At 52.3% G+C, this 24486-nt stretch carries 27 protein-coding genes; 26 read left to right on the top strand and 1 reads right to left on the bottom strand.

Annotation, left to right across the window (positions count from 1 at the left end; genetic code table 11):
* Positions 1-3 precede the first annotated feature (3 nt).
* From recR to QZQ08_RS02225, 8 genes are all read left to right on the top strand, one after another.
* The gene (recR, locus tag QZQ08_RS02260; RefSeq protein ID WP_021736552.1) at positions 4-600 is read left to right on the top strand and encodes a recombination mediator RecR; all 597 of its coding nucleotides are present in this window, start codon (positions 4-6) and stop codon (positions 598-600) included.
* Positions 601-637: 37 nt separating this feature from the next.
* A complete protein-coding gene (locus QZQ08_RS02255; RefSeq protein WP_296327200.1) occupies positions 638-883 on the top strand; it encodes a pro-sigmaK processing inhibitor BofA family protein in 246 nt (81 codons plus the stop codon).
* 3 nt (positions 884-886) lie between these two features.
* On the top strand, positions 887-1285 hold the full coding sequence (locus QZQ08_RS02250; RefSeq protein ID WP_296327196.1) for a GtrA family protein: 399 nt from the start codon (positions 887-889) through the stop codon (positions 1283-1285).
* Positions 1286-1330: 45 nt separating this feature from the next.
* Complete coding sequence (locus QZQ08_RS02245) at positions 1331-2278, top strand: diacylglycerol kinase family protein (RefSeq protein ID WP_296327191.1); 948 nt, start codon at positions 1331-1333, stop codon at positions 2276-2278.
* A gap of 9 nt (positions 2279-2287) precedes the next feature.
* Entirely contained in the window at positions 2288-4324 is a 2037-nt protein-coding gene (locus tag QZQ08_RS02240; protein WP_296327188.1) for an LTA synthase family protein, read from the top strand.
* Between the two features lie 101 nt (positions 4325-4425).
* Positions 4426-5775 (top strand): MATE family efflux transporter, encoded by a 1350-nt coding sequence (locus QZQ08_RS02235; RefSeq protein WP_296327186.1) that lies wholly within the window; start codon positions 4426-4428, stop codon positions 5773-5775.
* A gap of 245 nt (positions 5776-6020) precedes the next feature.
* Positions 6021-6560 carry a chromate transporter gene (locus tag QZQ08_RS02230; protein ID WP_296327184.1) on the top strand — a complete coding sequence of 180 codons (540 nt, stop codon included), beginning with the start codon at positions 6021-6023 and terminating at the stop codon, positions 6558-6560.
* Positions 6557-7132, top strand: a complete 576-nt coding sequence (locus tag QZQ08_RS02225; protein WP_296327182.1) for a chromate transporter — start codon at positions 6557-6559, stop codon at positions 7130-7132. The genes QZQ08_RS02230 and QZQ08_RS02225 overlap by 4 nt, the downstream gene beginning before the upstream one ends.
* A gap of 241 nt (positions 7133-7373) precedes the next feature.
* On the opposite strand, the gene QZQ08_RS02220 is transcribed toward QZQ08_RS02225, so the two are convergent.
* Positions 7374-7511 (bottom strand): hypothetical protein, encoded by a 138-nt coding sequence (locus tag QZQ08_RS02220; RefSeq protein WP_296327180.1) that lies wholly within the window; start codon positions 7509-7511, stop codon positions 7374-7376.
* Positions 7512-7593: 82 nt separating this feature from the next.
* Between QZQ08_RS02220 and QZQ08_RS02215 the strand changes: the two genes are divergently transcribed.
* From QZQ08_RS02215 to QZQ08_RS02130, 18 genes are all read left to right on the top strand, one after another.
* Positions 7594-8241 carry a hypothetical protein gene (locus QZQ08_RS02215; protein WP_296327178.1) on the top strand — a complete coding sequence of 216 codons (648 nt, stop codon included), beginning with the start codon at positions 7594-7596 and terminating at the stop codon, positions 8239-8241.
* Between the two features lie 129 nt (positions 8242-8370).
* The gene (locus QZQ08_RS02210; RefSeq protein WP_296327176.1) at positions 8371-9381 is read left to right on the top strand and encodes a glycosyltransferase family 4 protein; all 1011 of its coding nucleotides are present in this window, start codon (positions 8371-8373) and stop codon (positions 9379-9381) included.
* Between the two features lie 15 nt (positions 9382-9396).
* Positions 9397-10557: a non-hydrolyzing UDP-N-acetylglucosamine 2-epimerase gene (gene wecB, locus QZQ08_RS02205; RefSeq protein ID WP_296327174.1), complete on the top strand. Its 1161-nt coding sequence runs from the start codon at positions 9397-9399 to the stop codon at positions 10555-10557.
* Positions 10558-10568: 11 nt separating this feature from the next.
* Positions 10569-10955 (top strand): hypothetical protein, encoded by a 387-nt coding sequence (locus QZQ08_RS02200; protein WP_296327172.1) that lies wholly within the window; start codon positions 10569-10571, stop codon positions 10953-10955.
* Between the two features lie 12 nt (positions 10956-10967).
* Entirely contained in the window at positions 10968-11669 is a 702-nt protein-coding gene (gene atpB, locus QZQ08_RS02195; protein ID WP_009015843.1) for a F0F1 ATP synthase subunit A, read from the top strand.
* Positions 11670-11699: 30 nt separating this feature from the next.
* Complete coding sequence (atpE, locus tag QZQ08_RS02190) at positions 11700-11960, top strand: ATP synthase F0 subunit C (RefSeq protein WP_009015842.1); 261 nt, start codon at positions 11700-11702, stop codon at positions 11958-11960.
* A gap of 32 nt (positions 11961-11992) precedes the next feature.
* On the top strand, positions 11993-12478 hold the full coding sequence (gene atpF / locus QZQ08_RS02185) for a F0F1 ATP synthase subunit B (protein WP_296327167.1): 486 nt from the start codon (positions 11993-11995) through the stop codon (positions 12476-12478).
* Between the two features lie 135 nt (positions 12479-12613).
* Entirely contained in the window at positions 12614-14482 is a 1869-nt protein-coding gene (gene atpA / locus QZQ08_RS02180) for a F0F1 ATP synthase subunit alpha (RefSeq protein ID WP_296327164.1), read from the top strand.
* Positions 14483-14484: 2 nt separating this feature from the next.
* Positions 14485-15393, top strand: a complete 909-nt coding sequence (gene atpG, locus QZQ08_RS02175) for an ATP synthase F1 subunit gamma (RefSeq protein ID WP_296327162.1) — start codon at positions 14485-14487, stop codon at positions 15391-15393.
* Between the two features lie 24 nt (positions 15394-15417).
* Positions 15418-16887, top strand: coding sequence for a F0F1 ATP synthase subunit beta (atpD, locus tag QZQ08_RS02170; RefSeq protein WP_366140909.1), 1470 nt, complete (start codon positions 15418-15420; stop codon positions 16885-16887).
* Between the two features lies 1 nt (position 16888).
* The gene (gene atpC, locus QZQ08_RS02165; protein ID WP_296327159.1) at positions 16889-17329 is read left to right on the top strand and encodes an ATP synthase F1 subunit epsilon; all 441 of its coding nucleotides are present in this window, start codon (positions 16889-16891) and stop codon (positions 17327-17329) included.
* Between the two features lie 48 nt (positions 17330-17377).
* Complete coding sequence (locus tag QZQ08_RS02160; RefSeq protein WP_014128814.1) at positions 17378-17566, top strand: hypothetical protein; 189 nt, start codon at positions 17378-17380, stop codon at positions 17564-17566.
* 181 nt (positions 17567-17747) lie between these two features.
* Entirely contained in the window at positions 17748-18167 is a 420-nt protein-coding gene (locus QZQ08_RS02155; RefSeq protein WP_296327154.1) for a hypothetical protein, read from the top strand.
* A gap of 74 nt (positions 18168-18241) precedes the next feature.
* The gene (gene murA, locus QZQ08_RS02150) at positions 18242-19501 is read left to right on the top strand and encodes a UDP-N-acetylglucosamine 1-carboxyvinyltransferase (protein WP_296327152.1); all 1260 of its coding nucleotides are present in this window, start codon (positions 18242-18244) and stop codon (positions 19499-19501) included.
* A gap of 7 nt (positions 19502-19508) precedes the next feature.
* A complete protein-coding gene (locus QZQ08_RS02145; RefSeq protein WP_296327150.1) occupies positions 19509-20549 on the top strand; it encodes a rod shape-determining protein in 1041 nt (346 codons plus the stop codon).
* Between the two features lie 72 nt (positions 20550-20621).
* Entirely contained in the window at positions 20622-22037 is a 1416-nt protein-coding gene (locus QZQ08_RS02140) for a phosphodiester glycosidase family protein (RefSeq protein ID WP_296327149.1), read from the top strand.
* 88 nt (positions 22038-22125) lie between these two features.
* A complete protein-coding gene (locus tag QZQ08_RS02135) occupies positions 22126-22434 on the top strand; it encodes a hypothetical protein (protein WP_296327146.1) in 309 nt (102 codons plus the stop codon).
* A 73-nt stretch (positions 22435-22507) separates the two neighbouring features.
* Positions 22508-24223: a SpoIVB peptidase S55 domain-containing protein gene (locus tag QZQ08_RS02130; RefSeq protein ID WP_296327144.1), complete on the top strand. Its 1716-nt coding sequence runs from the start codon at positions 22508-22510 to the stop codon at positions 24221-24223.
* Positions 24224-24486: the final 263 nt, after the last annotated feature.

Raw genomic sequence — 24486 nt, 5'->3', positions numbered from 1 at the left:
GCTATGCGCATGATCAAACCTTTGGCCCGGCTTCATGAGCAACTGCGCAAACTGCCGGGTATTGGCTCCAAATCAGCGCTGCGTCTTTCCTATCACGTCCTTGATATGAAGCGAAGCGATGTGGAAGCCCTGGCAGCGGCGCTGGTTGCTGTCAAGGATCAGGTCCATCTCTGTGCGTCCTGTTTCAATCTTTGTGAAGGAACGCGGTGTGAAATATGTGAGGATGAAAAGCGGGACCATGGGCTCATCTGTGTCGTTGAAGAACCGCAGGATGTAGCGGCCATGGAACGGACAAAGGGTTTTGAAGGTGTTTACCACGTCCTTCATGGCGTTCTGTCTCCCCTTGATGGTGTGGGCCCTGACCAGCTGAAGATCCGCGAACTCATGCGCCGTTTGCAGGACGGTTCAGTTCACGAAGTGATCCTTGCAACCAATTCTGATGTGGAGGGGGAGGCGACGGCAGCCTATCTGGCGAGCCTCATCCGTCCCTTAGGCATCAAGGTAAGCCGCATTGCCCACGGCCTTCCCATGGGTGGGGACCTTGAATATGCCGATGAATTGACGCTTTACAAGGCCCTGGAAAACCGTCGGGAACTTTGATTGCCCTTTAGGATGTGAAGAAAGGCGGTACGTAGTTATGGAAGTTTGGGTGTTTGGCCTTGCGGCCCTTGTTATCCTTCTGATCGTCGTCAATATCTTTTCCCTTTCTCTCAAGCTTTTGTGGAACGGGATTGTTGGCATGGTCCTTCTTTGGCTTTTCAATCTGGTAGGGGGAATTGCCGGCCTGCATCTTGAAATCGGTGCTGTTTCCGCTTTGGTGGCAGGATTCTTTGGAATTCCTGGCGTCATCCTCCTGCTGCTTTATCAGCTCATGGGGCACTAAGCGATGGCATTGCATAAATCAGAAAATGAAAGGGTACGAATCCTGTGCTATCTTGTGATTGGCGGGACGGCGGCCCTTTTTGAATGGGCTTTGGTGTATTTATTTGCCGTGCGCCTCGCTCTCAATTATCTTTTGTCAACAGGCCTTGCTTATCTTTGCTCCACGGTCTGCCACTATATTGCGACCAATTGCTTTGTTTTTGACAGTGGCGTCCGCTACAGCAGAAAGAAGGAGTTTTCCCTGGTCCTTGTTGTATCGACACTGGGACTTTTGCTGAACCTTTTATTGATGCGTCTTTTTGTCGGTGCCTTAGGCGGCAGTGTTATGCCGAGCAAGATCCTTGCATCGGCACTTGTGACCATTTGGAACTATCTATCCAGAAAAAAATGGATCTATTCATAAGACGGCGGCTCCCACGGCTTCCGTCTCACCAAAAAGGGTGGGTTCATGATGCTTCGAAAAAAAGTTGATATCAAGACATTCAAAAAAGTATATCTCGTTCATAACCACAATGCAGGCAAGCAGACTTTCTTTGCCGCCCTGCACCGCAGCGTGGAGCGCCTTGCCGACGAGTTTATCGCGATGTACGGACCGGCTGCTTTTTCCTATTACCGCATCAATACCTTCAACGATGCCCAAATCGTGGCACGCAAGGCCTGCGATGAACAAGTCGATTGGATCATCATTGCTGGCGGCGATGGTACGCTGCGCGCCATTTCAGAAGTGCTTGTTGAACGGGACTATATGCCGTATGTGAGTATTTACCCTGCTGGCACGGTGAACCTTGTTGCCAAGGAACTGGCCCAGAAAACCGATGCCACGAGCTGGCTCATGCGCGTTGAAAAGGGCCTAACGGCTCCAGTCTGGCTGGGAAAGGCCAATGACCGGATTTTTCTGACCGTGGCCGGCATTGGTGTGGATTCCCTCGTCGTCGATATGGTAACGCCCAAAGAAAAAAAGTTCCTTTCAACTCTTGCCTATGTGCGGCAGAGCGGCCTTGTGGCAGGAAATGAAATGCTGCTGCATCCTTGGAAGTATAAATTTGAGGTTATGATTGACGGGGATGGCGTATGGCGGGCGGCCAGTTCCGTTATCGTGACCAAGAGCCGTTACTATGCAGGACGGTTCTCCCTTGTCAACGGAGGCTCCTTATCCAATCCCGCGCTCTACGTCATCTTATTCAAAAAGGACCGTTGTGTCGACTTCCTGCGCTACACGGCGCTTATTGCGGCCGATATGCTCTCCTTGGATAAATCGGTTGAAATCTGCAAGGCCCAGGAGGTCCAGATCCGCTGCAATGTGAAGAACTTTGCTGCTGAACTGGATGGGGACAGTGTGGCAACGTCGCCCCTTTCCATTTCCCTCCTACCTACACCACTTAATTTCATTTCCTAGGGAGGCATTGTGAAAAAGAAGCTTGCGCTCATTCTTTCGGCTCTTCTTATCTTGGGCCTGGAGTACTTTTTATGCTGGAATGATCTGAAAGCCATTTCGCCTTTTCCTTTGGCTGAATGCTGGTACCGCACCTTGAATCACTTCCTGCGGGATCTGCTGCTTCTTGGGACGGGAGCGCTCCTTTATCTCAAGAAACACCGGATCAAGGACCGTGTCCGGCGCTATTTCCCCGTCGTGGTCATCGGCGTGCTGTATCTTTTGGACGCCTTCTTCATGGTGACCTATGTCGAGCTTGACTGGGGATTTATGACAGTTCTTTCAATCCTTGCCGGTCTTTTTAACAATATCGTTGTCCTTTTGGTAACGGCCATGATCTATCACCATTACCCCAATCGGGGAATGAAGGCGTTTTATTTCCTTATTTATTTTGTGACGGTCTTTATCATGTTGGGTGATGCCGTCTACTTCTGGAATACAAGCATGCATATAGAGAGTGTTCTTTTTGAGAACCTCAATTATTATGCGGCCATGGGCATCCTGTCAACCACGGCTCCTTGGAAGCTGGCCCTTGGCGCCTTGCTTCTTATCATGCTTGCTGCTCTTTTCCGAGTCGATCGCCAAAAGCGGCGCAAACCCAACCTGCCTTGGTCGCTCCTGTGTGTTGCTGTCTTTGCCTTGGGCCTTAACCTGACCTATCTTTTGTGCCGTGAAGGCGTCTATCATGGACTTGATCTTGTGCCGGGCCTTGACCTTGAAGTGGATTTGGAAAAGAACCGTAAAACGACACGGGATGCCGTGGCATACCCCGTGAACGTAAACTTTTTCCAAAAAGCCCTTTTTAAGACCGATAAAGTTGTTCATGACCCCGGTGAATATAAGAAACGGGAACTGACCGATAAGGACAAGGCCATCTTGAAACGGCTGGGCATCCTGCCCAAAAAGCCAGTCGTTGTTCGTGATAAACCTGCTTATGACCGAATCATCATGATCATCTTTGAGTCCGTCCATCGGGATTATCTCCATTACTATAATCCCTCGATTCCCAAGGAAACGACGCCTTACCTAGACTCGCTCGTCGAAACGTACCCGCATCTTGACCACTACTACTCATCGGCTGTTCCGACGACACAGGGCCTTAATGCGACCTTCCGCAGCCAGCTCATCTATGATGGTGACCTGCCGGGGACCCTTCAGCCGTCACTGTTCCGTTCCCTTGAAAAAGCAGGGATTCCGGGAACATTCTTCAGCGCGTCAAGCCGCTACTACAACAATGAGTACCGCGAGTATCCGGAACAGTTCGGCATGGCACACTATTTTGCCAAGGAAGACATTGCCAAAGAAGGCTACTCTGGGGCCAGTGGCTGGGGGTTCCATAACGATGTCATGTATGACAACCTGCTGCGCTTTTTAAAGAAAGGCCGCAGCCAGTCATTCCTTGTTGTCACAAAGACCCTTGATATGCACCAACCGTATCCGTATTACGGGATTACCTACGAAAACATGCCTGAGTCCGTGCGAACCCAGGGAACGGTAACTGTGTGCGGTATGTATTGGGTGGACCAGACAGTGAAGCATTTCTTTGAGGAAGCGGAAAAGGAAGGCCTCATGGATGATCGGACCCTCTTTGTGATTACAAGCGACCATAATCCCCATTCGGGTGGGGAATACAAAACCCTTGTCCAAAAGCCGCAGGATAAGGAGAGCGTGGCGCCGATTCCACTTATCTTTGTAAGTAAGAATCTGGAACCGTTGAAAAATCTTGAAAGTACGGATTATGGCAGCCAGGAAGACCTGGCTCCGACGCTCCTTGCGCTCATGGGCGTCCCCGTACCGGAAGAATTTATGGGGAGAAATCTCCTGCAGCCTACGGAACATCCCTATGCCTTGGGCTATTTTAGCGGCAAAGCCTATTACTATTCCGCCGACTTGTCCTTTGTTTCCACGTTGGACGAACCAACACCGGATCGGGAGGAAAAGGACGCCCTGGCAAATTACGTAATGTACAACTATGCGGAGCGGCATCTTAAGTATATGCCTTCCCTTTAAGGCCTTTTCTTCCGCAGTCTGTTATCAATTGGGAGGAGCCAAGTGGCGGGACCACCCGCCGCCGGTTCCTCCCTTGGCTTATTTGTAAGGAGTGTATGTTGATGCAAGAAAACGTGACCCCGTCCTTTGGAAGACGGATGAAAAAAATCCTGGAAGTGATGGTGCCAATTCTGATTACTCAGCTTGCCATCACGGGAATGAACCTCGCCGATACAATCATGAGCGGTCACGCGGGCACTGTTGAACTTGCCGGAGTTGCCATCGGAGCCAATATCTGGATGCCCATTTTCACAGGACTCAATGGCATCCTTCAGGCCTTGACCCCAATTGTCGCCAACTACCGCGGCGCAAAAGCCTACGAAAAGATTTCCGGTGCGGTCTTCAGCGGGCTGATGCTTGCCATGATCCTCAGCGTGAGCATCATCAGCGTGGGTATCCTGCAGCTTGACAAGGTCCTGTCCTTGATGGAACTTGAAAGCACGGTCGAGATTGTAAGCCATAACTACCTAAGCTACGTGGCTATGGGCATTGTTCCTTTATTTGGAGCCAGTATCCTGCGTTCTTTTGTTGATACCATGGGGTATACGCAGCTGACAATGCGGCTTTTTCTTCTCACCATGCCGGTCAATTGCTTTATGAACTATCTTTTTATCTTCGGAAAGCTGGGATTGCCCCGTATGGGCGGCGCTGGAGCAGGCGTGGGAACCGCTATTACCTGCTGGCTGCTCTTTCTGTCCTTTGCTTATTTGGTTACCCATTTGGGTGTCTTCCGTGACTTCCACGTCTTTGACCGCACGGGCTTTTCCTCCAGTCACCTGCGGGAGCACCTGCGTGTAGGGATTCCCATGGGTGTCGCAATCTTCCTTGAAACGAGCATCTTTGGCGTGGAATGTCTTTTCGTATCAAGATTTGGTACGGTGACCGTTGCGGCAAACCAAGCCGCCATGAGCTTTACAAACCTGCTCTACATGGTGCCCCTTAGTTTTTCCCTCTCTCTAACCATTATCATAGGAGCTTTTGTCGGAGCCAAGGATTATGCCGCGGCGCGGCTGTATGGCAGGACAGGACGTGTCGGCAATGTCATGGTCGGGCTTTCCTTTGCTGTTTTCCTGCTTGTCGGACGGACACTCATTGCTCGGCTCTATACCCAGGATCCGAGCCTTGTGGCGCCGATTGAGCATTTTCTTGGCTTTGCCATTGCTTTTCAGCTCTGTGACAGCACGGCGGCGCCTATCCAAGGCATTTTACGCGGTTATAAAGATGTCAAGGCAACCTTCTATTCGTCCCTTGCCGCTTACTGGGTCCTTGCTCTTCCCATTGGGCTTGTGATGGACTATGGCTTTCATAAAGAAGCTGATGGCTACTGGATGGGCTTGATTTCAGGAATCTTCTTTTCGGCCCTTTTTTTGACGCTCCGTCTGCGCTATATTGAAAGAAAGTATCATGCGTAAAGGGCGTCTGGAATCATGAACAAGGAGACTTGCAGCCTGCTTCGCTCGTTGGTGGATAAAAGGGCAGCAATAAAAAGCGGTGAGGCGTCTATGAGAAGTGGAAAAGCAGGAAAAGGGGCCGTGCCCTTTTCCTGCTTTTCCTGTCACTCTGGTTTTCCCCAATTACGCTCTTATCATCTTTGCTGGCAAGTAGCATTTAAGATGGCGATGTGCTACACTTGTGAAATATGAAAGGAGTTGATCCTATGGCCTCACTTTGGCAATTATTCAGCGTATTTGCCCGCATGGGTGCGGTAACTTTTGGCGGTGGCTACGCAATGCTGCCCATCCTGCAGGCAGAAGTTGTGAACAGATATCACTGGGCAACGGATGAAGAACTGGCCGACTATTATGCCGTTGGACAGTGCACGCCTGGTGTCATTGCTGTCAATACGGCAACCTTTATTGGCATGAAGCTGCGAGGCGTTGCCGGTGCACTGGCGGCCACGCTTGGTGTTATTTTCCCGTCCATGGTCATCATTACGACCATAGCGGCCTTTTTGTCAAATTTTGCACACATCCCTGCTGTGGCCGATGCCTTTGCGGGAATTCGCGTCGGCGTGTGTATCCTGATTTTTCAGGCCGTAAGGAAACTTTTTGCAAAGGCTGTCGTGGACAAACTGACTGCGGCCCTTTTTCTTCTCGTCCTTGTCATTAACGTGATCACGGATATTTCCCCCGCCTATCTTGTCGTGGCCGCCGGCCTTGTCGGAATTGCGGCAAAAAGAAAGGATGGCGACGCATGATGCTTCTCTTAGCCCTGTTCATAGAGTATTTCAAGATTGGTCTTTTCGCGATAGGCGGCGGTATGGCGACCATCCCTTTTCTGACGAAATTGGCTGATAAGACCCACTGGTTTACGCAGATGGATCTGCTCAACATGATAGCCGTTTCAGAATCGACGCCAGGACCCATTGGCGTCAATACAGCCACCTATGTGGGATTTCATATCGATGGGCTGACGGGAATGCTGGCTGCAACCATTGGACTTGTGACACCGTCTGTCATCGTTGTGATTGCGGTTTATAGCGTGCTCAAAAAATTTGGCCAGAACCATTATGTCAAGTCCGGTATGTACGGTCTCAGGGCTGCTTCCTGCGGCCTGATTGCGGCAGCAGGACTGCTTGTAGCAAAAGTAACCCTGATTGACGCCGCTGCCTGGAAAGAAACGGGAAACTTCTTTTCGTCTCTCATTGGGAACCGTCTCTTATTGGCAGCCATACTGCTCATCCTTACGACAAAGTTCAAGAAGGTTCATCCTGTAGCCTGGCTTGCTGCAGCCGCCGTGGTTGGCGTCGTATTTCATTTCGGAAGGTAGAAAGATAAAAAAGCTCTCCTGTTTCCACCGAAAGGTTAGGGCAGGGGAGCTGATTTTCTTTTGTGAAGCTGATGGGAAGACGGCGCCTGCGGTCTTCTCTTGCTTTTCAATGAGGGAAAAACCTGCTCCGTTTTGCTGTCACGCTGTGCCTTATGGAAAACGAGGATCACCTGATACAAAGATTACATCCCATCTTGTGATGGCGTTTCCAGGCTAAGGCCATCTTGCAGCCAAGATGGGATCATGGAAAGAAAAAGAGGGGAACCCCTGGTTCCAAGCCATCTTTTGGAACGCTGCCCTGTGCCTTCGGTCCGGACTGACTTGTTTCGTCCTTTTCCCAGCTGGTGCAGGCGTCCTGCTTTTGGTTTATCCATTCCATATTTCTTCTCCTACCAAAATGTGATACACTAGGGACACACTAGAGATTATCTATACCTAACTTTTTGTGAGAAGGTGGACCCATGAAATGTGAACTTCCATATTTTTCCATAGAAGGTGCTTTTGGAGGCAGCCAGGAATGGTTTACCCATGACTGGTGGATGAAAAAAGGCGGCTGTGCCGCCGTTACAGCCACGGACTGCAGTCTTTATTTTTCCCTTTATAAAGATCTTCCTGATGCAGCGCCCCAGGCCCAGAAAAAAATGAGCAAAGCGGCCTACCTGGAATTGGGCATGACCATGAAACCCTACCTAAAGCCCCGCATTACGGGCATCGATAAGCTTTCCATCTATACGGAGGGCTTTACGAACTACCTGCGTGACCGCGGCGTCAATGATCTTGTACTAACGGGGTGGTCAGGGAATCATTCCTATGAATCTGCGGCCGACCTTGTAAAACGCCAGATTGATGCCGGCTGGCCCCTGCCGTACCTTAACCTCAAGCATCGCGTACCCAGTTTTCGTGATCTTGTTTGGCACTGGTTCCTGCTTACGGGCTACGAGACTTTCCTAGATGAGGTCATGGTGAAAGTTACGACCTATGGCTCATGGCGCTGGCTCTCCCTTAAGGAACTGTGGGATACGGGCTATCAACAAAAAGGGGGACTTATCCTCTTTTCCCGTCCGGAAACAGAACAGAAAGGAAGGGGCAAATCGTTGGAAGGACTGTAAGAATCATTGTAGATTTTCTGGCGATGTACTATAATATACCTTGTATGTACCAACGGGAAGAAGTGATGCTTCCCATTTTTCAGCAATACATAGACTCAAAGGCGGAAGCTTCCGCAGAAGGGGATTTTTGTGAAACCATATCTTGTGGCGTTGGGCCTCTCTCTTGTTATCAGCTGGATTTTGACACCGGCTGTCAAAAAACTGGCATTTCATCTCGGTGCTGTGGATCGGCCGAATGCCAGAAAGGTTCATCACCGCATCATGCCGCGCATGGGCGGTCTTGCCATTTTTATTGGCTTTATGACGGCGGCCCTTACAACACTCGAACTGACAACGGATGTCATCGGGATCCTCTTGGGCGGTGCCACAATTGCAGCCGTGGGCATGGTCGACGATATGATCCAGCTGTCGGCCAAGGTCAAACTCATGGGACAGATTGCAGCGGCTTTGATTCCCGTCATTTTTGGCGTCCGCATCGAGTGGCTCAATAACCCTTGGGGCGGTTATTTTTATCTGGATTATCTTTCCGTTCCCTTTACGGTTTTTTGGATTGTCAGCTTGACCAATGTCGTGAATCTCATTGATGGCCTTGACGGCCTTGCAGCTGGTGTTTCGGCCATTGCCTCCGTGACGGTCATCATGGTTGCGCTCCAGCAGGGCATGTATCCTGTCGCCACCATGACGGCTTCCCTTGCTGGTGCCATTATTGGGTTCATCCGTTACAATTTCAATCCTGCTACCATATTCATGGGAGATACGGGTAGCTTGTTCTTGGGCTACATGTTGGCGGCCATCTCGATCTTTGGCGCTGTCAAGAGTGCAGCGACCATTGCTCTTTTGGTTCCCGCCATTGCCTTAGGGCTTCCCATTATGGATACGGCCTTTGCCATTTTGCGTCGCTATAAAAATGGCCGGCCGATTTTTCAGCCTGACAAGGGTCATATCCACCATCGGCTCCTTGCTATGGGCTTTAGTCAGCGTCAGGCTGTTATTTTCATGTATCTCATCAGTGCAGGGCTCTGCCTTGCCGCCGTACTGCTTACAGAAGTGGATGGGGTTTATGCCCTGGTCCTTCTGGGCGTACTCATTACGATCATCTTCATTGGTGCCAAGAAAATTGGCATCCTGAAGGATCGCTAGAATAGGGGCGTAACTATGGAAAAACTTAAAGTCATGACAATCTTTGGAACGAGGCCGGAGGCCATCAAGATGTGCCCGCTTATTCTCGAAATGAGGAAGCATCCGGACACCATCGAACCGATTGTCGCTGTGACGGCCCAGCACAGGGAAATGCTGGACCAGGTCATGACCCTTTTTGACATCAAGCCGGATTATGACCTTAACATCATGACAGCTGGACAGACCCTTTATGACGTCACGACCCGTGCCCTCATGGGCCTCAGGGATGTTCTTGAAAAGGCCCAGCCCGACCTTGTCCTTGTCCATGGCGATACGACGACCACTTTTGTGGGCGCTTTGGCTGCTTTTTATCGTCAGATCCGTGTTGGGCACGTGGAAGCCGGCCTTCGTACGGGAAACAAGTATTCTCCCTATCCGGAAGAAATGAACCGCAAGCTTACCGGTGCCCTTGCTGACTTTCATTTTGCACCGACGGGCAACGCCAAGCGGAACCTGCTGAAGGAAAATGTCGCCGAAGAGTCCATTTATGTAACGGGAAACACGGTCATTGATGCCCTTAAAAAAACCGTAAAGAATGCCTTTGATTTCCACAACCAGAAGCTGGAAGCGGCCATCCGGAGCAATCATAAACTGATTCTCATGACGACTCATCGCCGGGAAAACTTAGGAGCGCCGATGCGGCACGTCTATCAGGCCCTGAAGGAAGTCCTCCGTGACTATCCGGAAGCGGAAGCCATTTTCCCCATGCACAAGAACCCCAAGGTTCGGGAAGTGGCGGAACAGGTCCTTGGTAAGATGGACCGCGTCCACCTCATTGAACCCATGGATTATGAACCGTTTGCCAACCTCATGGCCCGCGTTGATATCGTTCTCACGGATTCGGGCGGAATCCAGGAAGAAGCTCCGGCTCTTGGCAAACCGGTCCTCGTCCTGCGCAATACGACGGAGCGTCCTGAAGCGGTTACGGCAGGGACGGTGAAACTCATCGGGACGGGTAAGGAAGATGTATACGCTGCGACCATGCGTCTTTTGAGCGATGAAGCCTATTATCGCAGTATGGCTGAAGCCGTCAATCCCTATGGGGATGGCAAAGCTTCGGAACGCATTGTAAGCTATCTCCTGGAAGCCTACGGTTATCAAACAGGGCGTATGAGCGAATTTGAAAGTGAAAAATAAGGAAAAAGACCATGCCACATCCCTTGCCGCCCTCACTTCGGCGTGATATTCTTCGCCTTGCTGCCCTTCAGGCCTTGGCGATTCCTTTGGTAGGCGGCCTTGCCTTCATGTTTTCACCCCAGCCTGGCGGCTGGCTTTTGGGATGCCTGGCTGGCTGGTGTGATTCGGCCTTGTTCCTTTATGGCCTTTACAGCGGCATGAAAAAAGCTCCCCAGCAGGCAGCGATTTCCATGCACCGTATGATGTTTGTGCGGCTTGGTGCTGTCCTGGTCTTTGTCCTGATTGGCCTCAAGCTGAATTGGGGCGGGCACAGGGTGCTTTTTTCCTATGTGCTTTTTTATGGACTTCTTCTCATCCAGATGGCCCGAAAGGGCATCGGGAAATCCCATACTGATTAAGGAAGTGATAACATGGGCGTAGCAGAAGCTGCGGGTACGGAAATCATCCATTACGGACCAACCGAAATCCTGCCCGGTGTTGTCATCAACATGCAGACCATGTACATGTCATGGCTCACCATGCTGATTGTGGCAGCGATTGTCTTTGCGGCTACCCGCCACGTGGAGCGGATTCCCCACGGAATCCAGAACCTCGTTGAAATGTTCATTGAGTGGCTCGATAAACTCATGGACGCTAACCTTGGCATTGAAGGACGCCGGATGGCGACTCCCTTTGTCATTACCCTGTTCCTGTTTATCTTTGTGGCTAACGAAATTGGACTGATGCCTTCCATAGCCTTCCATTTTTCGTCACCTACGAATGATATCAACGTAGCGCTGGGTCTATCCATCATGGTTGCTGTGGCAACCTATATCTTTGGCTGCATCAAGCAGGGACCGAAATACTTCAAGCACCTCATTTCTCCTTTTGCTCTTATGCTGCCGCTCAATCTGTTGGAAGAGCTCGCAAAGCCACTGACCATGGCCCTGCGTCTTTTTGGCAATATCCTTGCCGGTGAAATCTTGCTTGCCGTTTTGTATCAGCTGGTTCCGTTTATCATCCCGAATCTGTGGATCGGCTTCAGCTTGATCATCGGCTTCTTGCAGGCCTTCATCTTTACCATGCTGACCATCATTGCCTTGGCGCCTATTTTCAAACAGGCCCACGAGTAAATTTCTTCAAGAAACGAAAGGACGATTAAAATGCTTGATTCGAATACCATTATCATTGTCGCTTCCATTTTAGGGGCTGCCCTCATTGGTGTCGGTGCTTCCTTTGCCGCCACTCGCGGAGACTCCAGTGTCGCCACGAAGGCCCTCGAATGCATGGCCCGCCAGCCTGAACAGGCCGGCAGCTTCCAGACCAATATGCTGATTGGCATCGGTCTTGTCGAATCCATTCCTATCATTGCCTCCGTTATCGCCATTGTCCTCATCTTTGCCAATCCCTTTGTAACGAAATGAGGCCTCAGTTTCCGAGAAAGGATGTGCTTTGAATGGTCAGTGTGAACTACACGATAATTGCCCAGATCGTAAACTTCATCATCCTGCTCTGGATCTTGGCAAAATTCGCTTACAAGCCGCTGTTAAAGGCCATGGATGATCGCCGCAACCGCATTGTCAAGGACCTTGATTCGGCCGAACACGCCCGTAAGGAAGTGGAAGCCCTAAAGCTTGAGTATGCCAATCAGCTGAAGACGGCCCGCAAGGAAGCCAGCGATATCATCGCTAAGGCCAACGCCGATGCCCAGAAGCTTCATGACGAAGCCTTGGCCCAGGCACAAAAGGAACGGGATGCCCTGCTTGAAAGCGGCCGCGAACGGGTGGAAGCTGAAAAGAAAAAGGCCCTTCTTGATGTGCGTGAACAGGTTATTGCCCTCAGTACGGAAATTGCCAGCCGCGTCCTGCAGGCAAAACTTACCAGTGAGGAAGACCAGGCGCTTGTGGCCCGTAAGACGGATGAGGCTCTCCAAAGCCGCTGAAAAAAAGGAAGCTCCCCATTGTGGCGGGCTTCTTTTCGTCGTCATAATGGCCTTTTTTTGTGCCATTGGCCTCAGTGATGCATGTGAGATTCCACGGCTGCCGCAGTCAGCCGTTTTGGGAGGATAATAGAACGTATGGATAGTCAAAATAAGGAAAGCTTTTGGAAGCAGGTCTTCATGCGGCTCCATGTAACGGACGATGACAGGGCCCTTTTCCCTGCCGGCTCCGTTCTTCCCCTTGAAGTGACGACGGCAAAACCGCTCGTCGGGGACGAAGAAGCCCTTGTAACCAAGCTTTTAAGTGAAAAGTTCGGAAAAACTGTTGAAATCGCGTCCCGCACGGTGGATCCTTCTGTCGTAGGCGGCATTGCCGTTCGCTATGAAGACCATATCTTCGATGCTACGATTAAGCGCCAGCTCGAAAAGATGGATGAACTCATGAAGACCATCCACCTGAGGGGAGAGGGCCTTTCCGGTACGGACCATCTGACAGACGCGCTTAAAGCCGGCGTTGAACATTTTGATAATGAAGTTGGTCTTGAGGAAATCGGAATTGTCAAGACCGTCGGCGATGGAATCTGTACAGCGACGGGTCTTGGCGGTGCTATGAGCGGTGAGCTAGTTGCTCTCCATGACGGTATTTACGGCATGGTCCAGAACCTTTGGCCACAAGAGGTGGGCATTGTTCTTTTAGGCGGCGCCAGTCAGGTCAAGGAAGGGGACACGGTACGCCGCACAGGGAAAATCATGAGTATCCCCGTAAGCGAGGAAATGCTGGGCCGGATCATCAGCCCCCTGGGCCTGCCCCTGGACGGCCGGGGCAGCATCAAAGCCACTGCTTACCGTCCCATCGAGTCACCGGCTCCGGGCATTGCAGCCCGACAGCCCGTTGATGTGCCTCTGGAAACGGGCCTTAAGGCAGTGGATGCCCTTGTTCCGATTGGCCGCGGTCAGCGCGAACTCATTATCGGTGACCGCGGAACGGGAAAGACGGCCATTGCCATTGATACCATTCTCAATCAAAAGGGTAAGGATGTCATCTGCATTTATGTGGCCATTGGGCAGAAAGCTTCCAGTGTGGCCCGTTTGTCGGCGGCTTTTGAAAAATATGGGGCTTCCAGCTATACCCTCATTGTTGCCGCGACAGCTGCCGATACGGCCCCGCTGCAGTATCTGGCGCCTTATGCCGGAGCGGCTGTAGGGGAGTACTTCATGGATCAGGGCAAAGATGTCCTGATTGTTTATGATGACCTAAGCAAGCACGCGGTGGCTTACCGCGCCATGAGCTTGCTCCTGCGCCGTCCGCCTGGACGGGAAGCTTACCCGGGCGATGTGTTCTATCTCCATTCCAGACTGCTCGAACGTGCTTGCCGCCGCAACAAAGCCCATGGCGGTGGGAGCATGACGGCACTTCCTATCATCGAAACCCAAGCCGGTGATGTGAGCGGCTATATCCCGACGAACGTCATTTCCATTACAGACGGACAGATTTATTTGGAAACGGATCTGTTCAATTCCGGTGTGCGGCCGGCCATCAACGCGGGTCTTTCCGTTTCTCGTGTCGGTGGGGCGGCCCAGACAAAGGCCATGAAGTCCGTTGCGGGAACACTGCGGCTTACGCTGGCCCAGTACCGGGAACTAGCCGCTTTTGCCCAGTTTGGTTCCGATCTTGATAAAGCAACCAAGATGCAGCTTGAACGCGGGGCCCGCGTAACAGAAATGCTGAAGCAAGCCCAGTATCATCCTCTGACCATGGCAGAAGAAGTCGTTGGACTGTATGCCGTGACACAGGGTTATATGGACCATATCCCCGTGACCGATGTCATTCGTTATGAACATGAGATGCTGACCTACATCAAGGCCCATTACGAAGGCATCCTCGCACAGATCTCGAGTACAGGGAAACTGACGGATGAGGTCAAGGAAACCTTGAATGATGCGCTTACGGACCATAACAAGGTCTTTATCCCCACGCCGGAAGATGCCCCCATAGGGAGTGAATGATCATGGCCAATACCAGTGGAATCAGGGCCCACATGAAGAGCGTCAGCAGCATTGGGAAAATTACCGGTGCCATGCAGATGGTCGCGTCGGCCCGTATGCATCAGGCCCAGCAGCGGGCCACGGCGAGCCTGCCCTTTGCAAGGAAGCTCCAGCGCCTCCTTCAGGAAGCCATCAGTGACCCATCCGTTCTCGCCCATTTGGATCCCGTAAAGAACCCGCTCCTTGAACGGCGGCCCCTGTACCGGACGGCCTATATCGTGATCGGTTCCGACAAGGGGCTTGCTGGTTCCTATAACAGCAACATTGTCAAGCATACGGCCATTGAGCTTCGGGGAAAGGAAGAGTCCCCTCTCATTGCTGTGGGAAAGCAGGCCCGTCTGGGACTGCTGCACCACGGCTATAATGTTGTGCGGGAATGGGAAGGATTCAGCGAGAAGCCAACCTATGAAGCCGCCGAGGAGATTGCCGATTATGCGGCCAGCATGTTTACGCACCGCGAAGTGGACGAAGTGGACCTCATCTTTACCTACTTCAAGTCCCCTATGGTCCAGATTCCTCGCACTGACGCCATCCTGCCCCTGAAGACGAACTTTGAAGATGATGAGCAGTGGCAAGCCCAGGAAGTGTGGGAAAAAGATGACCCAACGGATTTTTCGACGCTTGTCTACGAACCGGAAGCAGGAGAAATGCTTCCCTATCTGGCATCTTATTATATTAAGAGCCAGATCTTTACGGCCCTCATCCAAAGTTCGGCCAGCGAGCTCGCCGCTCGTATGACAGCCATGACGACCGCCACGGACAATGCCAATACCCTTCTAGGAAAACTGCGCCTGCATTACCAGAAGGTCCGGCAGTCGTCCATTACGACGGAAATCAATGAAATTGTGGGCGGGGCGGAAGCCTTGAAATAAGAGGAGGTCCCATCTGTGTCAGATATCAAGTTAACAAATCGTGTTGACCAGGCCGTTGCCCGGCTAACTGCTAAAAAAGAAGGTCATGTCGGCAAGATTGTGCAGGTCATGGGACCTGTTGTCGACATTCAATTTCCCGAAGGATCCCTGCCAGCAATTTACAATGCCATTGAAATTGACGGGAATCCGACCAAGGATATCCATATCCATCTGACGACGGAAGTCGTGCAGCATATCGGCAGCGATACGGTGCGCAGCGTCGCCATGAGCTCTACCGACGGGCTTGTGCGGGGGATGGAAGCCTTCGATACGGGGCATCCCATCACCGTTCCTGTCGGCAAAGGATGCTTGGGCCGTGTCTTCAACGTCCTGGGAGAGGCCGTTGATGATGACCCGACTCCAGTGGACGCCAGTGAATATTGGCCTATCCATCGGCCCGCACCGGCCCTTAGTGAACAGTCGACGGAAACGAAGATCATGGAAACAGGCATCAAGGTTGTAGACCTTATTGCACCGTATGCTTTGGGCGGAAAGATTGGTCTTTTTGGCGGAGCTGGTGTCGGCAAGACCGTCCTAATCATGGAACTGATCCATAACGTGGCCACCAACCATGGCGGCTATTCCGTATTTTCCGGCGTTGGGGAGCGGACCCGCGAGGGCAATGACCTGTGGGGTGAAATGAAGGAATCCGGCGTCATCGACAAGACGGCCCTTGTCTACGGTCAGATGAATGAACCGCCAGGAGCCAGAATGCGCGTTGGCCTGACGGGACTGACCATGGCAGAATACTTCCGTGACGCCATGAGTCAGGACGTCCTGCTTTTCATTGATAATATCTTCCGTTTCATCCAGGCCGGTTCTGAAGTTTCCGCCCTTTTGGGGCGCATGCCAAGTGCTGTTGGTTATCAGCCGACCCTTGCCAATGAATTGGGGGCTCTGGAAGAGCGTATCACATCGACGAAAAATGGCTCCATCACCTCTGTTCAGGCTGTTTATGTCCCAGCCGATGACCTCACCGACCCGGCACCGGCAGCTACCTTCTCCCACCTTGACGCGACGACCGTCCTTTCGCGTGAGATCGTGGAACTGGGCATTTATCCTGCCGTAGACCCCTTGGCCTCGACAAGCCGGATCCTTGACCCGCTCATTATCGGCGAGGAGCACTATAAAGTGGCCCGCGGCGTCCAAGAAATCCTCCAGCGTTATAAGGAGCTCCAGGACATCATCGCCATTCTCGGCATGGAAGAACTGGGCGAAGCCGATAAGATCATCGTTTCCCGGGCCCGCAAGGTTCAGCGCTTCCTGAGCCAGCCTTTCCATGTCGCTGAACAGTTCACAGGCCAGCCGGGCTGTTATGTACCGCTTAAGGAAACCATCCGGGGCTTTAAGGAAATCCTTGAAGGCAAGCATGACGACTTGCCCGAATCGGCTTTCTATATGGTGGGAACCATTGATGAGGCAATGGAAAAGGGCCGGAAGATGAGAGGCGAGTGATATGGCAAGTTTAATGACCCTTGAGGTCCTAACGCCCGATCAGTATCTCATGAAGCGAAAGGATATTGCCTATGTGCTCCTTAACACGGTCACAGGCGGCATTGGGATTCTCGCAAACCATGGACCCCTCATTGCCGTTCTCGGTGAGGGAACCCTTAAGTTGCAGGATGGAAACAACCATGTTATTCTATTATATGTCGAAGGCGGGTTCGCCGAAGTCAAGGATAACAAGGTCATCATCCTCACGCCCAAGGCAGAACTTGCAGAACACATTGATGTGAAAAAATGGGAGGCTGTCCGTGATGAAGCCGCGGCGCGCCTATCCCGTCCCGGCGTCCTTACCGATATTGAACACACGGAAAAGACGCTGCGCCGAGCCGAGGCACGGCTCAAGACGGCAAACCTCATGGGGCATGTCGCACCCTATGAATGGGAAGCCTAATGAAAATCAACTGTCTGCAGCATGTTTTGCGAGAGGGGGACAGCCACGATGGATTTTATCAGCAAGATGGCTGCAAGCAAGATGGGTCAACTAAAGGCCGAGATTGCCGAGCTGAAGGAACGTCTTGAGGAGACCCATACAGATGAGCAGCGGGCGCGCCTTAAAAAGACCATCCGAGAAAAAGAAACGTACTATAATATTCTAGCCGATCGTATCCGTATGCATTCCATATTTTGATTCCAGCGGGAACTGGGGCCATGGTCCTGGTTCCCGTTTTATGTGCCAAGAGCCTTATTTCTTTGGGCCATACAGTAGGCAAGCGACGTATAGTATGGTATAATTTAAAATTAGTGAGAAAATCAATCGTCGCATGATGACGTAACAAGACCCATGGTCATTTGAGGGGGTGCCATTGGGCGTGAGACACATTCTGGGAGTCGTGTTCCTCATTGTTTCTGCTGCGTTTGTCCATTGGGATGCGAAAAGGACAAGAATGCACCATCCAAATTTCTGGATTGTTGCGGTGTCCCTTTTCCCACCCATACTTGTCCTGTATCTCATCCGCCGCTATCAGTACCTGTCACAGACCAAACTCTCCAAACGTCAGGTTCGGGAGCTCATCAAACGCCGCAAGAGCCGGGCGCGGATGAAAAAAGCCGATGCTGACCGCAAGGCGTGGTCAAAGGCCGAAAAAAGTTACAAGAAAAGGGATCCCGATGGATTCAAGGAAACCAAGGAACGCGTAGAAGAGGAGAAAGAAGCCCTGCGCGAGCAGTTTGAAGACGAGCTTGCCACGCAGGAAAAATTACGAAAGCACCGCATGGGCGTCCGCAATTAGGAGCCTGTGGTTTTTGATTGAAGTTTAGCCTTGTACTGGGTCAAGGCCCCAGTCAAAGAAGTGAGGGAATCAGAGTGGAAAAATTGGTAGTCAAAGGCGGACACCGCCTTTCGGGAACGGTTCACGTGAGCGGGGCCAAGAATGCGGTCCTGCCCATTATTGCCGCCTCTGTCTTGGGGACGGAAGGCAGCGTCATTTCAGAAGTGCCTGAACTGGAAGATGTATCGACCATCTGCAAGGTCCTGGAATGCCTGGGGCTTAAAGTCGATGCATCCAAACCGCATACACTGAAAATCGACAGCCGTGTCGTTACGGGGTATGAAGCTCCCTACGAGCTTGTGAGCACCATGCGGGCTTCGTTCCTTGTCATGGGATCACTGCTTGCCCGTGTAGGAAAAGCCAAGATTTCCCTGCCCGGAGGCTGCGCCATCGGGACGCGTCCCATTGATATCCATCTGAAGGGCTTTGAAGCGCTGGGAGCACGGATTGAGCAGGGGCATGGCAGTATTGAGGCTTCTGCCCCGAACGGGCTTGTGGGCACGACCATCTACCTTGATTTTCCCAGTGTTGGGGGAACGGAAAACCTCATGATGGCGGCTTCCATGGCCAAAGGCACGACAATCATTGAAAATGCGGCCCAGGAACCGGAAATCGTTGATCTTGCCAACTACATCAATGTGATGGGAGGAAAGGTCCGCGGCGCAGGCACGACGGCCATCCATATCGACGGCGTGGAAAGCATGAAGGGCGGCGAGCATATTGTCATCCCTGACCGCATCGAAGCTGGAACCTATATGGTGGCCAGTGCGATGACCCAAGGGGACATCAAAGTGGAAAATGTCCTGTGCGAACATATGAAACCGCTCATTGCTAAACTCCGTGAGGCAGGCTGTACCGTCGAAGAAGGCATCAATGACGTGCGCGTCGTGGGGCCGAGAAGACTCAAGCCGATTACGATCAAGACCTTGCCTTATCCAGGGTTCCCGACTGATATGCAGGCCCAGGTCATGGCCATGATGTGCATTGCCGATGGGCAGAGTTCGGTTCTTGAAACGGTCTTTGAAAACCGTTTCATGCATGTGGATGAGCTTCTGCGCATGGGGGCAAATATCAAGACGAGCGGCGGCAGAGCGGCTCTCATTGAAGGCGTGGATAAGCTGTATGGCTGTCAGGTCCGGGCGACGGACCTGCGGGCCGGGGCAGCCATGGTCCTTGCGGGACTTGTGGCCGATGGCACAACGGAAATCACCGATATCTACCATATTGACCGCGGCTACGAGAATCTGGTAACGAAGATGATGGCCCTTGGGGCCGACATCCAGCGCGTAGGCTGAGGCGCATATGAAGCGGCTGGAAGAAGGCTTCCTGTCAAGGCTCTTTACCAATGTCGACGTCGGCGTGGACCTGGGAACAAGCAACCTGCTTGTTTTTCTGCCAGGACGGGGCATTGTTTACCGTGAGCCATCCATGGTAGCTATCGATAAAACAAACGGAAAAGTCGTCGCTGTCGGTCGGCGGGCAAAGGAAATGATGGGGAAGACGCCTGACCGCATCGACGTGGTCCAACCTCTTGCGGGCGGTGTTGTCGCCGATTATGAAGCGACTGCCGGTATGCTTGGTACTGTCCTCGAACGAGTCGTGGGACGCAACATCTTTTTTAAGCCCCGTCTCATGGTCTGCATTCCAACGGGTGTGACAAGTGTTGAAAAGCGGGCTGTTATCGAGGCCTGTGCCCAGGCCGGCGCGGCAAGGACTTTTCTCATTGAGGAACCCTTGGCAGCAGCTATTGGGGCCGGTATCAACGTGCGGGAAGCCAAAGGACGCATGGTCGTTGATATTGGCGGCGGAACAACGGATGTGGCTGTCATCAGCCTTGGCGGTATTGTTGCCAGCAAGGCGCTGCGCATCGGCGGCAGCAAATTTGACGAGGCCATTGTACGCTACCTCAAAAAGGATCTGAATATCCAGGTCGCGGACAACGTGGCCGAAGAAATCAAGCTCCAGATTGGCAGTGTGAGCCGTCTGGGAATGCATGGTGATATGCTCGTCCGCGGCCGTGACCAGATTACGGGCCTGCCGACAGCACTGCGCATGACGAGCCGCGATACAATGCGGGCCATGGGAGAACCAGTATCCCAGATCCTGTCATGTATCCGGTCCGTTTTCGAAAAAACACCGCCGGAGCTTGCGGCGGATATTCTCAGTGAAGGCATTGTCCTGACTGGTGGAGGCGCTCTTTTGGAGGGACTGGCCGATGTTATCCAATCTGATACACACATTCGGACAAAGGTCGCCAAAGATCCTTTGGACTGTGTGGCCATTGGAGCCGGCAAGGCCTTTTCCCATCCGGTCATCATGGACGGACTGCTTCATCAGGAATAGCAACAACATCATAAACGGGGTGCTGCTGTGCGGCGCCCCGTTTTCATCTGTATGAGAGGAAATAAAAGAACCATGAACATGAAACAAATTGGGCGGACCCTGTCCATTGCGCTTCTGGCAAGTCTGATAGCAGGTTCGGCCGCGGCGGCAACCATCAGTGACCTTCGGGGCGGTGTCAAGGATACGCGGGCGCGGCTTGTCATGGATATTGATGAAACCATGCACTATGAGGAACGGGCCCAAGGCCGGACACTCACCCTGACCTTTGATGCCAAGACGGACCGGACGCGGTCCGTAAAGGTGCGGGACCGGCGCGTCAAAAATGCGGTCCTGTCGCCTTTGGGGAAAAAGAGCCGTCTTGTCGTTACCTTCCGGGAAAGTGTGCCAAACTATAAGGTCTTTTTCCTTAAGAAGCCAGGCCGGTTGGTCATTGATTTTCCGACAGAGAGCAAAAGCAGCAGTTCGGGATCCCGCAAAAAAACGGGAGAGCACCTCGGCAAAGGGGTGACCTACCGAAAAAGCCGTGTCGACATGGGAGCGGGCAATGTTGACACCTACGTTCTCACGATTGCGCCTGACAGTGCTTATGAACTCCAATTTGTGCCAGGGTATGGGCACACCATCCAAAAGGGAACCCTTTCCATGATTTCCCGCCGTTCTGGGGCCAAGGCCCTTGTCAATGCTTCCTATTTTGACTCCGATATCTGGGTTGTGGGAAACCTTAAGATCCGTGGCAAGTGGCTTGGCATGGAAGAAACGCCCCGCACAGGCCTCGTCCTTGAAGGAAAGGGTAAGGCGGCCATCCTGCCGCGGCTTTCCTTCACGGGCACCGTGACCCGACCCGACGGAACTGAAATGAAGATTACGGGCCTGAACCGCATGCGCCTTGAAAATGACCTGATTTTTTATAATAATGCCTATGATGATACAACAAATACGAACGCGGCAGGCGTGGAAGTAGCCGTCCGTAACGGCCGCGTCATAAAGACCGGCACAACAGGCAGCATGCCTATGAGCTGGAACATGACCGTTCTTTCCGGACACGGCACGGCGGCGGACTTCCTGCGGCCCCTTGCAGTTGGGGACAAGGTCAAGATCAAGACCAGCCTTGGCAGCCCCCTTGCCGATAAAGCGCCCAGTGTGGGTACGGCAGGGCCTCTTTTGGTTTATGACGGCCTTGTGAATGTGACGGCAGGTCTTGAAGAAATTCCATCTGATATCGCGGATGGACGGGCACCCCGAACAGCGGTTGGCATCAAGAAGGATGGGACCATCCTTGTTGTGGTGGCAGACGGACGGTCCAGCCGCAGTGCGGGGATGACCCTTTCTGAATTGGCGCGTTACCTGATCCAGCTTGGCGCGGACCGGGCCATGAACTTTGATGGCGGAGGATCCAGTGAAATGGTGGTGAATGGGGCCGTGAAGAACCGTCCCAGCGATGGCGCTGAACGGCCAGTCCGTGTGGCACTGGGCCTTTTCCCACGCTAAGGGGGGCTTGCATGAACAGATACTTTCGATATATAATGATAGATACAACGAAACCTAATTTGTCGTTGTCATAAAGAAGGTGGATATCATGATGAGAAAGTTACTCCATAAAAGAAATGTATGGGCTCTTGCCATCCTTCTGGTCATTGCCGCCCTTGGCATTGCCCAGGCAGCCACAACAAGACCGCAGACAGCCAGTCTTTCCGGGCAGGTAGTGACCGCTGTTTCCGTCGGTGCTTCTGTTCAGGAAGGCAGCGTCCTGGTAACGGTCAAGACCCTTGCTGGTTCGGCCCCGGCTGCAAGAGCCAACTGCAGCGGCAAGGTCGTTTCCGTATCGGCAAAACCGGGAAGTTCGGTTTCGGCTGGCCAAGTGGTTGCCCAGATTGAAGAGCCATAACAAGTCTTAAAGCTGCAGCGCATGAAGGGTTGCAGCTTCTTTTTCGTATCTAGAACAAAAGTAGGGAGGACCTATGCTACGCTTTTTGAAACGAATGGGGCTCATGGTGAGCCTTGTTTGGATGATGCTCATTTCGGTGGCATCTGCCAACGTACCCACCATTGCGGTAGAGGAGCTGCGCCCAGGTATGACGGGCTACGGCAAGACCGTTTTCCAAGGCACAAAGATCGAGACCTTTGATGTTGAGGTCCTTGGTGTAACCGGATCAGAAACGGGGGGCTACAGCATCCTTATCCGTGCTTCTGGAGATAACCTCAGGAAAAATGGTGGCATCTCCCAAGGTATGAGCGGCAGTCCGGTCTATATTGATGGACGCCTTGCCGGTGCCGTGGCGTATGGACAGGCCTTTTCAGATCCTAACTACTGCTTTTTGACCCCCATCAACCAGATGCTTGATATGCTCCAGGAACCTGATCCGCGTCCGTCCGTCTTTGAGGGTCTCACAGCAAAAAACACACCCCTTATGGTCAGTGGGTTTACGGAAGATGGGCTTTTGCACCTCAATGAGAATCTGAAACCCTTCGGCCTTACAAGTTATGCCGTACCGACAGGGGCTGATGCCCTTTCCGGTGTGGGACTCGAACCGGGCAGCTCCGTCGGCGTTTCCCTGGTCCGGGGCGACATGAATATCGGTGCCATTGGCACCGTCACTTGGGTAGGGGACGATGGTCATATCCTGGCCTTTGGACATCCCTTTATGCAGCACGGTAAGAGTGACTATTTCATGACCAATGCCTATATTTATGCAGCTGTCCCCAATATTCAGAGTGCCTTTAAAGTGGGCTCTCTCGGTGATACCTTGGGCCGCATTACAGAGGACCGTTTAAGCGGCGTTGCAGGAAAATTGGGGGAAAATGCCAAAATCATCCCCATGTACGTGTCCGTCACTGATATGGACCGCGGCCTTCACCAATCAACGAATGTGCAGCTTGTCACTGATGAGGACCTTGTGCCGACCCTCGTGGATGGTGTTGCCTATAACGCTGTAAGTCTTGCCAAGGACCGCAAAGGCGGCGGAACGAGCCGCATCCGTTTTACCGTAACTGCCCAGGGAGAGAAGGAAGGCCCCATCCGCCTGCGCCGGGAGAATATGTTCTACAGCAGCAAGGACATCGGCAAAGTTACGAATTCTGAGCTCAATATTGCGCTTGATATGCTTATGAACAATCGGTTTGACACGGTGAAAATCTTTGATGTCAATGTTGATGTGGAAACAAGTGCCCAGTGTGAAGTCGCGGAACTGGTCAGCGCCTCCTTCCCTAACCAGCCCGTGGTACAGGGCGGGAATCTGCCCATCCGGCTGACCTTTAAGCCGTATCGGGCCAAGGAATTTACGCGGACCATCCACTTCAAGGTCCCTGACAAGCAAAAACCGGGGCCGATGAATTTTATTGTACGCAGCGGCAATGCAACCCAGTGGCTGCAAAACGCTTTGAGCCGCCGCAATCAGCAAAATGCGGGGGATGAGCAGATGGCTGGCTCCATGGCCAACGCTCAGCGGGAATTCAAGGATTTCCTGAGCGATTTCAATAGTATGGATGCCAATAATGAAATTGTCGTGGACCTTGCCCAGAATCTTGATTCTGTGGAAGCTAAGGATGGAGATGCCCAAAGCTTTGCTTCCGGCGTTTCGACCCTCCTCAAAGGAAGCCCAAACAAGCAGAAATATACTATGGACTTCATCATCAGCGGGGAGACGGCCATTACGGTGCAAGTGAAAAAACGGTAACATGGTTCCCGCAATCATGGCAGAGCCTTGATCGCGATTATGAGCCCATTGCTTTAGGAAAGATGGTCCTGAAGCAATGGGCTCATGCTTGTATCAGGAAAAGTGACCGGATCATTTTGACTGCATATAAGCATTGATAGGGCTGTATCGCTTCATAAAGACCTATCTAAGCGTAAAATGTTTCTCGGTAGGGAAAAATAGTCCTTGTAAAATAAAGGGGAGACCCCTATTGTTAAGATAGTGTTGACGACACGAATATCAAA

This window comes from uncultured Acidaminococcus sp., from assembly GCA_900538365.1.
Taxonomy (GTDB): Bacteria; Bacillota; Negativicutes; order Acidaminococcales; family Acidaminococcaceae; genus Acidaminococcus.
This window is presented reverse-complemented; position numbering and strand designations above follow the sequence as displayed.

Excerpts from the sequence above, each read along its gene's own strand:
- atpG (WP_296327162.1), top strand. The coding sequence starts at position 14,485 with ATGGCCAATACCAGTGGAATCAGGGCCCACATGAAGAGCGTCAGCAGC.
- atpF (WP_296327167.1), top strand. The coding sequence starts at position 11,993 with ATGGTCAGTGTGAACTACACGATAATTGCCCAGATCGTAAACTTCATC.
- QZQ08_RS02215 (WP_296327178.1), top strand. The coding sequence starts at position 7,594 with ATGAAATGTGAACTTCCATATTTTTCCATAGAAGGTGCTTTTGGAGGC.
- QZQ08_RS02135 (WP_296327146.1), top strand. The coding sequence starts at position 22,126 with ATGATGAGAAAGTTACTCCATAAAAGAAATGTATGGGCTCTTGCCATC.
- QZQ08_RS02250 (WP_296327196.1), top strand. The coding sequence starts at position 887 with ATGGCATTGCATAAATCAGAAAATGAAAGGGTACGAATCCTGTGCTAT.
- wecB (WP_296327174.1), top strand. The coding sequence starts at position 9,397 with ATGGAAAAACTTAAAGTCATGACAATCTTTGGAACGAGGCCGGAGGCC.
- QZQ08_RS02225 (WP_296327182.1), top strand. The coding sequence starts at position 6,557 with ATGATGCTTCTCTTAGCCCTGTTCATAGAGTATTTCAAGATTGGTCTT.
- atpE (WP_009015842.1), top strand. The coding sequence starts at position 11,700 with ATGCTTGATTCGAATACCATTATCATTGTCGCTTCCATTTTAGGGGCT.
- recR (WP_021736552.1), top strand. The coding sequence starts at position 4 with ATGCGCATGATCAAACCTTTGGCCCGGCTTCATGAGCAACTGCGCAAA.
- atpC (WP_296327159.1), top strand. The coding sequence starts at position 16,889 with ATGGCAAGTTTAATGACCCTTGAGGTCCTAACGCCCGATCAGTATCTC.
- QZQ08_RS02220 (WP_296327180.1), bottom strand. The coding sequence starts at position 7,511 with ATGGAATGGATAAACCAAAAGCAGGACGCCTGCACCAGCTGGGAAAAG.
- QZQ08_RS02230 (WP_296327184.1), top strand. The coding sequence starts at position 6,021 with ATGGCCTCACTTTGGCAATTATTCAGCGTATTTGCCCGCATGGGTGCG.
- QZQ08_RS02200 (WP_296327172.1), top strand. The coding sequence starts at position 10,569 with ATGCCACATCCCTTGCCGCCCTCACTTCGGCGTGATATTCTTCGCCTT.
- QZQ08_RS02160 (WP_014128814.1), top strand. The coding sequence starts at position 17,378 with ATGGATTTTATCAGCAAGATGGCTGCAAGCAAGATGGGTCAACTAAAG.
- QZQ08_RS02145 (WP_296327150.1), top strand. The coding sequence starts at position 19,509 with ATGAAGCGGCTGGAAGAAGGCTTCCTGTCAAGGCTCTTTACCAATGTC.
- atpB (WP_009015843.1), top strand. The coding sequence starts at position 10,968 with ATGGGCGTAGCAGAAGCTGCGGGTACGGAAATCATCCATTACGGACCA.
- atpA (WP_296327164.1), top strand. The coding sequence starts at position 12,614 with ATGGATAGTCAAAATAAGGAAAGCTTTTGGAAGCAGGTCTTCATGCGG.
- QZQ08_RS02245 (WP_296327191.1), top strand. The coding sequence starts at position 1,331 with ATGATGCTTCGAAAAAAAGTTGATATCAAGACATTCAAAAAAGTATAT.
- QZQ08_RS02140 (WP_296327149.1), top strand. The coding sequence starts at position 20,622 with ATGAACATGAAACAAATTGGGCGGACCCTGTCCATTGCGCTTCTGGCA.
- QZQ08_RS02235 (WP_296327186.1), top strand. The coding sequence starts at position 4,426 with ATGCAAGAAAACGTGACCCCGTCCTTTGGAAGACGGATGAAAAAAATC.
- QZQ08_RS02255 (WP_296327200.1), top strand. The coding sequence starts at position 638 with ATGGAAGTTTGGGTGTTTGGCCTTGCGGCCCTTGTTATCCTTCTGATC.
- QZQ08_RS02130 (WP_296327144.1), top strand. The coding sequence starts at position 22,508 with ATGCTACGCTTTTTGAAACGAATGGGGCTCATGGTGAGCCTTGTTTGG.